This is a genomic window from Acinetobacter sp. 742879, assembly GCF_000588535.1.
GTDB classification, from domain to species: domain Bacteria; phylum Pseudomonadota; class Gammaproteobacteria; order Pseudomonadales; family Moraxellaceae; genus Acinetobacter; species Acinetobacter pittii.
Map to the genome: position 1 here is coordinate 63209 of NZ_JFYC01000018.1, position 15149 is coordinate 78357.

A 15149-nucleotide genomic window follows, 5' to 3' on the forward strand; every position below is an offset into this window, starting at 1 on the left:
ATGGCTATTTTAAGAAGACTTCAGAACAATCCTACGATTTCAAAATTTCTATTTAATCACTATCCCCCTTATCGTGGCGCAGGGATTTATATTGAAATCATGAATTTAGAACTTTGTCATGTGCGTGTAAAGATGCCGCTGACTTGGAAAAACCAAAATTTAGTCGGTACACATTTTGGTGGAAGCCTTTATTCAATGGTTGACCCATTTTATATGATGATTCTTATGCATCATCTCGGATCAAAATATATTGTTTGGGACAAAGCTGCCGAAATCAATTTTCTTTCTCCAGGACGCAGTACTGTACATGCAGATATTCGAGTTGATTTAGCTGAAATAGAACAAATTCGTGAACTTGCCGAGAACTATGAACCTGTTTTAAGAACTTATCATCTAAACATTTTTGATGAATCTGGGGTAAGAATTGCAGAGGTTCAGAAAACGCTTTATATCAGACGTAAAAAAGCTAAACCTTTTCCTCAATAAAAATAAGCGCTAAAAGCGCTTATTTTTATTTGTTAATTTTTTATCTTTTCTCTTCAATCGCAGCACCAGCACCACCACCGATCGCACCGCCAATTGCAGCACCAGAGTCACCACCAATCAGTGCTTTACCTACGACTGAACCGATACCAGCACCAATCGCACTCTTAGTCGTTGTCTGTTTACTGCCGCCTTGGGTATTAGAACCTACGCCTGCACCTACCGCTGCGCCTAAGCCTGCACCAATACCTCCACCTACATGGTTACCTAAACCACCACCAAGTGCTCCACCTGCTGCTGCTGCACCAATACGTTGGTCAGATGGGCTCATATTTTGGCAGCCTGTGAACATAAGTGTAGACAACATTAAAGCAGAAACTAATCCAATTGTTTTTTTCATGACCGTTCTCACAATGATCTGTTCTAGAGAAAAGAATAATCCCCTTTTATGAGGAATTTGATCAGATTGTGTTATCTGTCTGTCCTAATCGATTGATATTTTGTAAAGCTCTGCCTTTTATATTTATTAAGCAAAATTTTAATTATAAAAAAGAAGTCTTTAATCACATAAAGACTTCTATGGTTTAACAATTATTAAGGATATTTTTAGTACTTCCCTTTCTTCTCTTCATAGGCTGCACCAGCACTACCACCCAATGCTCCACCTGTAGCAGCACCAGCATCGCCACCAATAATTGCTCCACCTAATACAGCGCCGACACCAGCACCAATTGCACTATTACGTATGGTTTTACTGCTAGACCCTTTTGCATTAGCCGCAACACCTGCACCGAGTGCCGCTCCTAGACCTGCACCGATATTACCGCCCACATGTTTTCCTACCGCACCACCTGCGCCACCACCAATAGCAGCTGAACCAATACGTTGACTTTCTGGGCTTGCATTCTGACAACCAACAAACAAAGTTGTAGACATCAGGCCAACACTAACAATCATCATCATTTTTTTCATTAGATTTACTCCAGTCTTCATAAGCAGGTAGCCTAATGTGTTTTTGTGGAGTCTTTATCCCGCTTAAGTAATAAAATAATGGCTCTTTAATATGTTTATGTAATTACAATTTAAAATTGTTATAAATAAATGTATATAAAAAAGGCACCCTAAGGTGCCTTTTTTAGTGCCAGTCTAAACTTAGAATTGTTCAGAGTTTAATGCTTGGCTAAATGCTTGGTCTACTTCGCTGAAGTCATTATGAAGCTCATGCTCTGCAGCTTCTGCTTCTTGACGACGACGCTCTAAGTGGTATGCAAGACCAGTACCTGCTGGAATCAAACGACCTACTACAACGTTTTCTTTCAAGCCACGTAAATCATCTTCTTTACCTGTTACAGCCGCTTCAGTTAACACACGAGTTGTTTCCTGGAACGATGCAGCAGAGATGAACGAGTCAGTAGAAAGCGATGCTTTCGTAATACCCATCAATTGACGTTCAAACTTCGCAGGGAACTTGTTCTGAGCCAAGACAGCTTGGTTCTCTTGAACAACGCGGATGTAATCCACTTGCTCGCCTTTAATGAAGCTTGTATCACCGCCATCAGTGATATCAACTTTACGCAACATTTGACGTACGATAACTTCAATGTGCTTATCGTTGATTTTTACACCTTGGAGACGGTAAACGTCTTGAACTTCGTTCACGATGTAGTTAGTTAATGCAACTTCACCTTTCAAACGCAAGATGTCATGTGGGTTTTGTGGACCATCAGAAATAGTCTCACCACGGTTCACATGCTCGCCCTCGAATACGTTGATTTGACGCCATTTTGGAATCAATTCTTCGTAAATCTCAGAACCATCATCAGGAGTAATTACCAAACGGTTTTTACCCTTAGTCTCTTTACCGAAGCTTACAACACCTGATACTTCAGCAAGAATTGCATGCTCTTTTGGCTTACGCGCTTCGAACAAGTCAGCTACACGCGGAAGACCACCGGTAATATCACGAGTACGTGATGTTTCTTGTGGTACACGACCAATAACGTCACCCACACCAATCGTTTCGCCATCACGGACAGTTACGATTGTATTTTGTGGCAAGAAGTAGAACTGTTCGCCGCCATCTGTTGTATCCAACACGATTGCAGGACGTAAATCCTTACCAGAAGCAGGACGAGCTGTTACAGGCAAGATTTCAACAGTAGTCATACCAGTTGCATCATCAGTTTTCGATGTTGCAGTTACGCCATCAGCGATTTGGCTGAAGCGCGCTTTACCAGCAACTTCTGTTACCAATGGATGTGTATGCGGATCCCAAGTCGCTACGATACCGCCAGCTTCTACAGCTTCACCATCTTTCAACAAGATGCTTGCACCGTAAGGAAGTTTATAACGCTCGCGCTCACGACCTAAATCATCGGCAATACCAATTTCACCTGAACGTGAAACTGAAACCAAGTGGCCTTTTGCATGTTGTACAGTTTTCACGTTATGGAAACGTACAGTACCTTTGTTACGTACTTGAACACTGTTCGCAGCAGAAGTTCGGCTCGCAGCACCACCAACGTGGAACGTACGCATCGTTAACTGTGTACCTGGCTCACCGATTGACTGTGCAGCCATTACACCAACTGATTCACCTGGGTTCACCAAGTGACCACGTGCAAGGTCACGACCATAACAACGAGCACATACACCGAATGTTGATTCACATGCGATTACTGAGCGTACTTTAACTTCATCGACACCAGCTTCTTCAAGCTGAGCTGCGATTTTCTCGTCAATTAACGTACCGCGAGGTAATACAACTTCATCATCAGATGCACGACGTACATCTTCAGCAGTTACACGACCTAAAACGCGGTCACGTAATGGCTCGATGACATCACCACCCTGAATGAATGGAGTCATTACTAAACCACCCGCTGTACCACAGTCAGGTTCAGTAATTACCAAGTCTTGCGCTACGTCTACAAGACGACGAGTCAAGTAACCAGAGTTCGCAGTTTTCAATGCTGTATCGGCCAAACCTTTACGCGCACCGTGTGTTGAAATAAAGTACTGAAGTACTGTTAAACCTTCACGGAAGTTCGCTTTAATCGGAGTCTCAATAATCGAGCCATCCGGTTTTGCCATCAAACCACGCATACCAGCAAGCTGACGAATCTGCGCCGCACTACCACGGGCACCAGAGTCAGACATCATATAGATGCTGTTGAATGATTTTTGTTTCTCATCTTCACCTTGTTTGTTTTTAACAAGTGTATAAGACAAGTTATCCATCATTGCTTTAGCAACTTGGTCGTTTGTACGCGCCCAGATATCGACAACTTTGTTATAACGCTCACCAGCAGTTACGAAACCTTGTTCGAACTGTTGTTCGATTTCACGAACTTCTGTTTCTGCTTTATCAATAATTGTGTGCTTAGTAGGTGGAATGAGCATGTCTTCCATACCTACAGATACACCTGAACGAGTCGCTTGACGGAAGCCCAAGTACATTAATTGGTCAGCAAAGATAACTGTATCTTTCAAACCAAGTTTACGGTAGCAAGAGTTGATCAATTTAGAGATGTTCTTTTTAGTCATCTCAAGGTTGATCATGTCAAAGCTTAAGCCTTGTGGAACAATTTCCCAAAGCAAACAACGACCAGGTGTTGTATCAACAATAATAGTTTGGTGTTCACGTTCACCATTTTCATTGATAACAGTTTGGTGTACACGTACTTTAACACGCGCATGGATAGCAACCTGTCCAGTAGCAAGTGCACGGTTTACCTCATGAGTATCCGCAAACACCATGCCTTCACCTTTGGCATTTACAGCATCACGTGTGATGTAGTAAAGACCCAAGACAACGTCCTGAGAAGGAACAATGATTGGCTCACCGTTTGCTGGTGACAAGATGTTGTTTGTTGACATCATCAATGCACGAGCTTCTAACTGTGCTTCAAGTGTCAATGGAACGTGTACCGCCATTTGGTCACCATCGAAGTCGGCGTTAAACGCAGCACAAACGAGTGGGTGAAGACGGATTGCCTTACCTTCAATAAGAATAGGTTCAAATGCTTGAAGACCTAAACGGTGAAGTGTTGGCGCACGGTTCAACATTACTGGGTGTTGACGAATTACAGAAGCAAGAACGTCCCAAACTTCCGGAGTCTCACGCTCAACCATTTTCTTCGCAGCTTTAATGGTAGTTGCCTGACCTGAAGCTTGTAGTTTCGCGAAAATGAATGGCTTGAATAATTCAAGTGCCATTTTCTTCGGAAGACCACATTGGTGAAGACGTAAAGTAGGACCTACAGTAATTACCGAACGACCAGAATAGTCAACACGCTTACCTAATAAGTTCTGACGGAAACGACCTTGTTTACCTTTGATCATATCTGCCAAAGATTTTAATGGACGCTTGTTAGAACCAGTAATTGCACGACCACGACGACCGTTATCAAGCAATGCATCTACAGACTCTTGTAACATACGTTTTTCGTTACGTACGATGATATCTGGAGCAGCAAGGTCAAGAAGACGCTTCAAACGGTTGTTACGGTTAATGACACGACGGTATAAATCGTTCAAGTCAGAAGTCGCGAAACGACCACCTTCAAGTGGAACTAATGGACGTAAATCAGGTGGAAGTACCGGAAGTACATTCATCACCATCCATTCTGGCTTGTTGTTTGAATCTTTGAATGCTTCCATCAATTTCAAGCGTTTAGACGCTTTTTTCAACTTCGTTTCAGAAGTTGTTTGAGGAATTTCTTCACGTAAACGTGCGATTTCAGCTTCAAGATCGATATCTTTCAACAAGTCTTGAACCGCTTCTGCACCCATTTTCGCAGTGAATTCATCACCGTGTTCTTCAAGTGCATTGAAGTATTCTTCGTCTGTTAAAAGTTGATACTTTTCAAACGGAGTCATACCTGGGTCAGTTACAACGTATGATTCGAAATACAATACACGTTCGATATCACGAAGTGTCATATCTAATAATAAACCGATACGGCTCGGGAACGATTTTAAGAACCAGATATGTGCAACTGGAGAAGCAAGTTCAATGTGACCCATACGTTCACGACGAACTTTCGCTGTAGTTACTTCAACGCCACATTTTTCGCAAATGACGCCTTTGTATTTCATACGCTTGTATTTACCACACAAGCATTCGTAATCTTTTACTGGACCAAAAATTTTGGCACAGAACAAACCGTCACGTTCTGGTTTAAAAGTACGGTAGTTAATTGTCTCAGGTTTTTTAACTTCACCATGAGACCATGACTTAATCATTTCTGGTGACGCAAGACCAATACGGATACGGTCAAACTCAATTGGTGCATGACCATCTGAGTCCGTTTTCTTACGCATGATATCGAGCAAGTCTTTCAATTTTTTTCTCCGTGTGTCGGGAAGCAACGCTTACCCGACTGGGTCACAAATATTGTTTTTACCTAAAAAATCGTGAGTCTTACGACTTAATCACCATTTTTCAGTTCAATGTTGATACCTAAAGAACGGATCTCTTTGGTCAATACGTTGAACGATTCAGGCATACCCGGATCCATATAATGGTTACCATCTACAATATTCTTATAGATGCGTGTACGACCTTCAACGTCATCCGACTTAACAGTTAACATCTCTTGGAGAGTATATGCTGCGCCGTAAGCTTCGAGTGCCCAGACCTCCATCTCACCGAAACGCTGACCACCGAATTGTGCTTTACCACCAAGCGGTTGCTGTGTAACAAGAGAGTAAGAACCAGTTGAACGCGCATGCATCTTGTCATCAACCAAGTGGTTCAATTTGAGCATGTACATGTAACCTACAGTTACAGGACGATCAAACTGTTCACCAGTACGGCCATCAAACAATACTGTTTGACCTGTACGAGAGATACCAGCTAACTCAAGCAAGTCTTTAATTTGGCTTTCTTCAGCACCATCGAATACAGGAGTAGCTAAAGGTACACCTGCACGTAAGTTGCCTGAAAGTGCCAAGACTTCAGCATCAGTTAAGCTATCAAGATCTTCTTGCTCACCACCGACTTTGTTATAAATCTTGTCTAAGAATTCACGCAGTTCTAAAACTGTACGCTGTTCTTTCAACATTTTCTCGATTTTATCACCAAGCCCTTTAGCCGCCATACCTAAGTGAGTCTCAAGAATCTGACCCACGTTCATACGAGATGGTACGCCCAACGGGTTCAATACGATATCTACTGGTACACCGTTAGCATCGTGTGGCATGTCTTCAACAGGTAAGATGTTAGATACAACACCCTTGTTACCGTGACGACCAGCCATCTTATCACCAGGCTGAATACGACGTTTAACAGCTAAGTAAACTTTAACAACTTTCAATACGCCAGTTGTTAATTCATCACCTGTTGCAAGCTTACGTTTCTTCTCAGCGAATTTCTCGTCAATTTCTGCGCTCTTTTCTTTTAAGAACACTTGAATTTGAGTTAAACGCTCAGCGATTGCTTCATCTGCCGGTTGAATTTCAAGTAAATCAACAAGCTCTAAACCAGATAACACTTCTTCAACGAGTTTGTCACCACGTTTAGTTGAACCACCGCCATTAGACTCTTGGCCTTTAAGCAAACGAATTACACGCTCACGAGCTGCTTCTTCAAAGATCTTGTATTCTTCTTTCAAGTCTTTACGGTAAGCATCAAGTTGTGCTTTTTCGATCGCCAATGCACGGTCATCTTTCTCTAAGCCATCACGAGTGAAGACTTGAACATCGATAACTGTACCTTTTGTACCAGATGGAACACGTAAAGATGAATCTTTAACGTCAGCTGCTTTCTCACCAAAGATTGCACGAAGCAATTTTTCTTCAGGAGTTAACTGTGTTTCACCTTTAGGCGTTACTTTACCAACGAGGATGTCACCTGCTGTAACTTCAGCACCGATATAAACAATACCTGATTCATCAAGTTTAGAAAGTGCAGCTTCACCAACGTTAGGAATATCAGCAGTAATTTCTTCTGCACCTAACTTAGTATCACGCGCTACACAAGATAATTCTTGAATATGAATAGAAGTTAAACGGTCTTCTTGAAGTACACGCTCAGATAATAAGATCGAGTCTTCATAGTTGTAACCATTCCAAGTCATGAACGCAACGCGCATGTTTTGACCAAGCGCAAGCTCACCCATATCTGTAGACGGGCCATCTGCCAAGATATCACCGCGAGCAACTTTGTCGCCCAAATTCACGATAATATTTTGGTTGATACAAGTGTTCTGGTTAGAACGCGTATATTTAATGAGGTTGTAGATATCTACCCCTGCCTCACCAGCGATCATTTCATCTTCGTTTACACGAATAACGATACGAGAAGCATCTACGTATTCAATTGCACCACCACGGTTTGCGATTACACACACACCTGAGTCACGTGCAACGTTCGCTTCCATACCTGTACCTACAAGCGGTTTATCCGCACGTAGAGTAGGAACTGCCTGACGTTGCATGTTTGAACCCATAAGTGCACGGTTCGCGTCATCGTGTTCAAGGAACGGAATAAGTGATGCAGCAACAGATACGACCTGCTGAGCAGAAACGTCCATATGCGTCACTTTTTCTGGTGGCATACGTACGAATTCACCTTGATGACGAACAGAAACAAACTCTTCTGTTAAGTTGCCATCTTTATCTACTGCAGAATCGGCCTGTGCAATAACAGTACCTACTTCTTCAATCGCAGAAAGGTATTCAACTGCATCAGTTACTCGACCATCTACCACTTTACGGTAAGGTGTTTCCAAGAAACCAAAGTCATTTGCTTTTGCATATACTGAAAGCGAGTTGATCAAACCAATGTTTGGACCTTCCGGCGTTTCAATTGGACATACACGACCATAGTGAGTTTGATGTACGTCACGTACTTCAAAGCCCGCACGTTCACGTGTTAAACCACCAGGCCCAAGCGCTGATACACGACGCTTATGCGTAATCTCAGATAATGGGTTGTTTTGGTCCATGAACTGAGATAATTGGCTTGAACCAAAGAATTCTTTGATTGCAGCTGCAACTGGTTTAGCGTTAATTAGATCTTGTGGAGACAAGTTATCTGTTTCTGCTTGGCTTAAACGTTCTTTAACTGCACGTTCAACACGAACTAAACCAACACGGAATTGGTTTTCAGTCATTTCACCAACAGAACGTACACGACGGTTACCCAAGTGATCGATATCATCGACTTCACCTTTACCGTTACGGATTTCAACTAATGTACGTAATACATCAATGATATCTTCGTGCGATAAAATACCTTCTACTTCACGTGACTTCTGGTCAGTACCAACTTCGTATGGACGACCCAAACGACGGTTGAACTTCATACGACCTACTGGAGATAAGTCATAACGCTCAGAAGAGAAGAATAAGTTATTGAATAAGTTTTCAGCAGCTTCTTTTGTTGGCGGCTCGCCTGGACGCATTACTTTATAAATTTCAACTAATGCTTCTTCACGACCAGCTGTTGTATCTGCACGTAAAGTGTCAGCAACAAACGAACCACGGTCAATATCGTTCGTAAACAAGATATTGAACTGTTTAACACCACCTTCTGCCAACTTCACCATAACTTCATGGCTTAACAAAGTATTCGCAGCAATTACTTCACCATCACGCAAAGTAATATTTTCAGCAGTGATACGCTCATATAAGTATTCATCAGGAACTGAAAGTTTTGTTAAACCAGCAGCTTCCATTTGACGTACGTGACGAGCATTAATACGTTTACCTTGCTCAACAATAACTTTACCGTCATTGTCAGCAATATCAAATTGAGCCATTTCCCCACGTAAACGTTCAGGGACTAGGTCAATCTGGTAACTGCCCATATCAAGATACACAGGTACTTTTTCATAGAACAAATTCAAGATTTGTTCGTTGTTATAACCTAGTGCACGTAACACAACAGTAGCAAGTAATTTACGACGACGGTCAATACGTACGTAAACTAAGTCTTTTGCATCAAATTCAAAGTCTAACCATGAACCACGGTAAGGAATGATACGTGCTGAATACAACACTTTACCACTTGAGTGGGTTTTACCTTTATCGTGATCAAAGAAAACGCCTGGTGAACGATGTAATTGAGATACGATTACACGCTCAGTACCATTAATGACGAATGTACCATTTTCAGTCATGAGTGGGATTTCACCCATATAGACTTCTTGTTCTCTTACGTCTTTAATTGATTTAGTTTCGCGATCTTTAATAATCAAACGAATTTTAACGCGCATTGGTGCCGCATAAGTCGAACCACGAAGAATACATTCGCGTACATCGAACTCAGGTTTACCAAGGCTATACTCAACAAATTCTAAAGCAGCATTGCCAGAATAACTTTCGATAGGAAAAACTGAACGAAATGCGGCTTGGAGACCGATATCTTCGCGGTTTTTTGGAGTTTTGCCATCTTGCAAGAATGTTCTGTACGAATCGACCTGAATCGAAAGTAAGTACGGTGCATCCATTACTTGGGGCAATTTACCAAAATTCTTACGGATCCGTTTCTTTTCGGTATATGAGTATGCCATCTGGAGTCCTCGGAAAGTAAACTAAGCCCGCCTGCAGAACGGGCTCAGAAGGAATTACGCAGGCCGATATGGCCACCACTGTTTACAAATGCTGCAATTTTTAGTGGTATAAAAACGCTTAACAATATTTTTAAAAAAGAAAAATATTTGTAAACATTTGAAATTACTTGTCTTATTTTGATTTTCTCAAAAATCAAACAAAACTAACAAAAATCGAGCCGATTATTGTAACGCAAAAAGGCTGATGACCCAAGAGCCATCAGCCATTTTATGGAGCCGATTTAAAAACCGACTCCTTTTACAATTACTTAAGTGTAACTGTAGCACCAGCTTCTTCAAGTTTCTTCTTAAGTTCTTCGCCTTCTTCTTTAGAAACGCCTTCTTTAAGAACTTGAGGAGCACCTTCAACTAGGTCTTTAGCTTCTTTAAGACCAAGGCCAGTTGCTTCACGAACTGCTTTAATTACAGCTACTTTGTTAGCACCGAAAGAAGTCAACTCAACGTTGAATTCAGATTGTTCTTCAGCAGCAGCAGCAGCGCCACCAGCTGGAGCAGCAACAGCAACAGCTGCAGCTGAAACGTTGAATTTCTCTTCGAAAGCAGAAATTAATTCAACAAGTTCAAGAACAGTTTTTTCAGCAACTGCGTTTAAGATTTCTTCGTTAGTTAAAGCCATGAGAATAACTCCAAATGGATATTGAATGGTGTGTAAAATTGATTAAGCAGCTTCTGACTCGTTTTTCTCTTTGAGCGCTGTAATAAGGCGACCCAATTTCGAAATAGGAGCTTGAAGGACAGAGGCAAGCATAGTAAGAGCTTTCTCTTGGTTCGGAAGGTTTGCAATTACGCTAACGTCAGCACCTTGATAAACTTTGCCGTCAAATGCAGCAGCTTTTAATTCAAATGCTTTGTTAGTTTTAGCAAAATCTTCGAACAAACGTGCAGCTGCACCCATGTCATCTTCAGAAGTTGAAAAACCTAGAATTGTTGGACCAACAAGGTTGTCGTTCAAGATATTGAATTGAGTATCTTGAAGTGCGCGTTTAGCTAAAGTGTTACGTACAATACGTGTAGAAACACCTAACTTACGAGCTTCAACACGAAGTGTTGTTAATTGCTCTACGCTTAAACCTTGGTAGTCAGCAACAACGGCTGCAAACGCCTTAGAAGCAACTTCACTTACTTCCGCAACGATCTGTTTTTTGTCTTCAATAAGAAGAGCCATTGTAAAACCTCCTAAGGTGATTTATGTACCCAATGGGCACACTCCCAATTCGTAAGCCTTTCGACTTACACGCGGAGGAGGAACAAATCACACCACCGCGTCTACGCAGGCTGGTTTATTAAGAAAAGTGCTATTCGAAAATGACATCTTTTCGCCTGAGGTCTTTGACGCTGATAAATTCTCATTTATCAATTCAAAGTCCGCCTGATGAGTAAGGGATAAAGCTTTGCCCTACCCAACCAAATAGAAAAATATTTCTATTTAAGTTCTGTCCCCAATCAGGACTTTAAAATTCTTTACTAAATCTAAACTTAGTTAGAAACGTTGTTTACATCAACAGTAAGACCAGGACCCATAGTTGAGCTCAAAGTGATCTTTTTGATGTATACACCTTTAGAAGTTGCAGGTTTTAACTTTTTCAAGTCAGCAACTAAAGTTTCAACGTTTTGACGGATAGCAGCAGCATCAAAGCCTACTTGACCGATCGCAGCATGGATAATACCCGCTTTGTCTACACGGTAACGAGCCTGACCAGATTTAGCGTTTTTAACAGCATTCGCTACGTCAGGAGTTACAGTACCAACTTTAGGGTTTGGCATTAAACCACGTGGACCAAGAATTGTACCGAGCTTACCAACAACACGCATAGCGTCAGGAGCAGCGATTACAACATCAAAGTCAAGGTTTCCACCTTGGATGCTTTCAGCAAGGTCATCAAAACCTACAACATCAGCACCAGCTTCTTTAGCAGCTTCTGCTTGCGCGCCTTGAGCAAATACAGCTACACGTACAGTTTTACCAGTACCTGCAGGTAATGTAGTTGCACCACGAACAACCTGGTCAGATTTACGTGGGTCTACACCAAGATTTACAGCTACATCCAAAGATTCTTTGAACTTTGCAGCAGGTAGGCTGTTAAGAACTTGTACTGCTTCTTCCAAAGTGTAAACTTTGTTTGCTTCAACAGCAGCAGCAATGGCTTTTTGACGTTTAGTTAACTTTGCCATGTCTTATAGCTCCACTTCCAAGCCCATAGAACGTGCAGAACCAGCGATGGTACGAACACGTGCGTCTAAATCAGCACCAGTTAAATCCGGTTCTTTAGTAGTCGCAATTTCTTCTAACTGAGCACGAGTCAACTTACCAACTTTAGTTTTGTTTGGTACAGATGAACCCTTTTGAATACCAGCAGCTTTCTTAAGAAGAATAGAAGCTGGAGGAGTTTTCATGATGAATGTGAACGACTTGTCGTTGTACACAGTAATCACTACAGGAATTGGAAGACCTGGTTCAACTTTTTGTGTAGCAGCATTGAATTCTTTACAGAATGCCATGATGTTTACACCACGTTGACCTAACGCAGGACCAATTGGTGGAGATGGATTTGCTTTACCAGCTGGAACTTGCAGCTTGATATAGCCGTCAATCTTCTTAGCCATTTTAAAATACCTCTGGGTACAAACGCCGCTAGGCTCCCCAATCTTTACGCAACACTACTGTTACAACAACAATGCCCGATAAAATCGGGCGCTTTTCAACCAATTGAGATTAAATCGTTTTTTCGACTTGGCGAAACTCGAGTTCAACCTGAGTTGGTCGATTAAATACATTAATCGTCAACGTTAAACGTGACTTATCGTATTGAACCTCTTCCACCACACCTTTAAAGTCTGTGAATGGACCGTCAATAACAAGTAATTCTTCACCTGGCTCAAACATCGTTTTAGGACGTGGCGCTTCACCAGTATTACGTACACGCGCAAGAATCGCATCTGCTTCACGTTGAGTGATTGGTGCTGGTTTTTCAGGTGTGCCACCAATAAAACCTAGAACCTTTGGACATTCTTTAACGATATGCCAAGTATCATCATTCATTTCCATTTCGACTAACACATAGCCAGGAAAGAATTTACGCTCAGATTTACGTTTCTTACCATCCTTCATTTCCACCACTTCTTCGGTAGGAACAAGGACATCACCAAAGCTATCGGCAACAGCGCTACGCTGGATTCGTTCTGTAAGTGAACGCATCACTTGTTTTTCATAGCCAGAGTAGGCATGAATAATGTACCAACGTTTCATAGCTCTTTTACCCGATAATCAACTTAATTAACCAACCCAAACCATAGTCAAAGCACCATAAAACCAATGATGCGACAACTACAACCAATAGAACCTGCCACGATGTAGTGACTGTTTCTTGTTTTGTTGGCCAAGTTACTCGACGCAATTCGACTCGTGCATCTTTTAGCAAGCGAACGAAGCCTTTACCTTGATGGGTGGCGTATAATAAACCTAAAGCCACAACGATACAAGCAAAAATTGCCCCAACGCGCACCCAAACATTATTTGCAGGTGCCCAATACGCTGGCAAATGTTGATTCACCATGGTAGCTAAAAGCAACAATGCTATTGCAATCACCCATAGAACAATATCTAAAGGCGAACCAGAACGAACAACTTCAGCAGAATTATTTCTTTGAGGAATTGGCGCGTCGCTCAATGCGTCACGCGATTTATCATTCGACATTTTTGTACTCGTCGTAGAACTCGCGACTTATTATATGAACAACTAAGCCAGCATCAAGCTTTTTATTTCAAAATATGGCAGGTCAGGAGGGACTCGAACCCCCAACATTCGGTTTTGGAGACCGACGCTCTACCAATTGAACTACTGACCTATAATGCAAGTTGAGAGCCAAAGCCCTCAACCTGAGACGTAATCCGTCACTATAATATGCTTATGCAGTTACTTTCGCAACAACACCAGCACCTACAGTACGACCACCTTCACGGATCGCAAAACGTAGACCTGGGTCCATTGCGATTGGGTGGATTAATTCTACTGACATTTCAACGTTGTCGCCTGGCATAACCATTTCAACGCCGTCTTGTAATTGGATCGCACCAGTTACGTCAGTTGTACGGAAGTAGAACTGTGGACGGTAACCATTTAAGAATGGAGTGTGACGACCACCTTCTTCTTTAGAAAGTACGTATACTTCTGCGTCGAATTTAGTGTGCGGCTTGATTGTACCTGGTTTAGCAAGTACTTGACCACGTTGTACGTCTTCACGCTTAGTACCACGAAGTAAGATACCACAGTTCTCACCTGCACGGCCTTCGTCAAGAAGTTTACGGAACATTTCTACGCCAGTTACAGTTGTTTTAACTGTATCTTTAATACCAACGATCTCTACTTCTTCACCAACTTTAACGATACCAGCTTCTACACGGCCTGTTACTACAGTACCACGACCAGAAATTGAGAATACGTCTTCGATTGGCATTAAGAATGCTTTGTCGATAGCACGTTCTGGTTCTGGGATGTAAGAGTCAAGCGCTTCAACAAGAGCAAGAACTGAAGACTCACCATATTGACCGGCATCGCCTTCCAACGCTTTAAGCGCAGAACCACGGATAACTGGAGTGTCATCACCTGGGAAGTCATAAGTAGAAAGAAGTTCACGAACTTCCATTTCTACTAATTCAAGTAATTCTTCATCATCAACAAGGTCACACTTGTTTAAGAATACGATGATGTAAGGTACACCAACCTGACGAGAAAGAAGGATGTGTTCACGAGTTTGTGGCATTGGACCGTCAGTCGCAGCACACACAAGGATCGCGCCGTCCATCTGAGCAGCACCAGTAATCATGTTTTTAACGTAATCGGCGTGGCCCGGGCAGTCAACGTGCGCGTAGTGACGAATTGGAGAATCGTATTCTACGTGTGAAGTATTAATTGTAATACCACGTGCTTTTTCTTCAGGTGCTGAGTCGATTTGTGAGTAATCTTTCGCTTCACCGCCGTAAGTTTTTGCACAAATTGTTGCAATCGCAGCAGTTAAAGTTGTTTTACCATGGTCAACGTGACCGATTGTGCCCACGTTTACGTGTGGCTTATTACGTTCAAACTT

12 protein-coding genes and 1 tRNA gene are annotated in these 15149 nt (G+C 42.1%); 1 reads left to right on the forward strand and 12 read right to left on the reverse strand.

The genetic code is table 11. The features are described from left to right. On the forward strand, nucleotides 1-486 hold the full coding sequence (locus J690_RS20875) for a DUF4442 domain-containing protein (protein ID WP_005079397.1): 486 nt from the start codon (nucleotides 1-3) through the stop codon (nucleotides 484-486). Nucleotides 487-526: 40 nt separating this feature from the next. On the opposite strand, the gene J690_RS20880 is transcribed toward J690_RS20875, so the two are convergent. The 12 genes from J690_RS20880 to tuf all read right to left on the reverse strand — a co-directional run. Next, nucleotides 527-883, reverse strand: a complete 357-nt coding sequence (locus J690_RS20880; protein ID WP_002115127.1) for a hypothetical protein — start codon at nucleotides 881-883, stop codon at nucleotides 527-529. Nucleotides 884-1089: 206 nt separating this feature from the next. After that, nucleotides 1090-1455 (reverse strand): hypothetical protein, encoded by a 366-nt coding sequence (locus tag J690_RS20885; RefSeq protein WP_025464142.1) that lies wholly within the window; start codon nucleotides 1453-1455, stop codon nucleotides 1090-1092. 180 nt (nucleotides 1456-1635) lie between these two features. Beyond that, nucleotides 1636-5829: a DNA-directed RNA polymerase subunit beta' gene (rpoC, locus tag J690_RS20890; RefSeq protein WP_032015108.1), complete on the reverse strand. Its 4194-nt coding sequence runs from the start codon at nucleotides 5827-5829 to the stop codon at nucleotides 1636-1638. 86 nt (nucleotides 5830-5915) lie between these two features. Next, nucleotides 5916-10004 (reverse strand): DNA-directed RNA polymerase subunit beta, encoded by a 4089-nt coding sequence (gene rpoB / locus J690_RS20895; protein WP_002114857.1) that lies wholly within the window; start codon nucleotides 10002-10004, stop codon nucleotides 5916-5918. Nucleotides 10005-10308: 304 nt separating this feature from the next. Further along, nucleotides 10309-10680 carry a 50S ribosomal protein L7/L12 gene (gene rplL / locus J690_RS20900; protein ID WP_001229360.1) on the reverse strand — a complete coding sequence of 124 codons (372 nt, stop codon included), beginning with the start codon at nucleotides 10678-10680 and terminating at the stop codon, nucleotides 10309-10311. 42 nt (nucleotides 10681-10722) lie between these two features. Beyond that, the gene (gene rplJ, locus J690_RS20905; RefSeq protein ID WP_002115099.1) at nucleotides 10723-11229 is read right to left on the reverse strand and encodes a 50S ribosomal protein L10; all 507 of its coding nucleotides are present in this window, start codon (nucleotides 11227-11229) and stop codon (nucleotides 10723-10725) included. A gap of 311 nt (nucleotides 11230-11540) precedes the next feature. Beyond that, nucleotides 11541-12236 (reverse strand): 50S ribosomal protein L1, encoded by a 696-nt coding sequence (gene rplA / locus J690_RS20910; RefSeq protein WP_005804118.1) that lies wholly within the window; start codon nucleotides 12234-12236, stop codon nucleotides 11541-11543. Between the two features lie 3 nt (nucleotides 12237-12239). Beyond that, on the reverse strand, nucleotides 12240-12668 hold the full coding sequence (gene rplK, locus J690_RS20915) for a 50S ribosomal protein L11 (protein ID WP_001074682.1): 429 nt from the start codon (nucleotides 12666-12668) through the stop codon (nucleotides 12240-12242). A gap of 109 nt (nucleotides 12669-12777) precedes the next feature. Then, complete coding sequence (gene nusG, locus J690_RS20920; RefSeq protein WP_002115092.1) at nucleotides 12778-13311, reverse strand: transcription termination/antitermination protein NusG; 534 nt, start codon at nucleotides 13309-13311, stop codon at nucleotides 12778-12780. Nucleotides 13312-13318: 7 nt separating this feature from the next. Then, nucleotides 13319-13759 (reverse strand): preprotein translocase subunit SecE, encoded by a 441-nt coding sequence (secE, locus tag J690_RS20925; protein WP_002114837.1) that lies wholly within the window; start codon nucleotides 13757-13759, stop codon nucleotides 13319-13321. 75 nt (nucleotides 13760-13834) lie between these two features. After that, nucleotides 13835-13910, reverse strand: a tRNA-Trp gene (locus tag J690_RS20930). 60 nt (nucleotides 13911-13970) lie between these two features. Next, on the reverse strand, nucleotides 13971-15149 hold a 1179-nt coding region (gene tuf, locus J690_RS20935), incomplete at its 5' end, for an elongation factor Tu (RefSeq protein ID WP_017399900.1).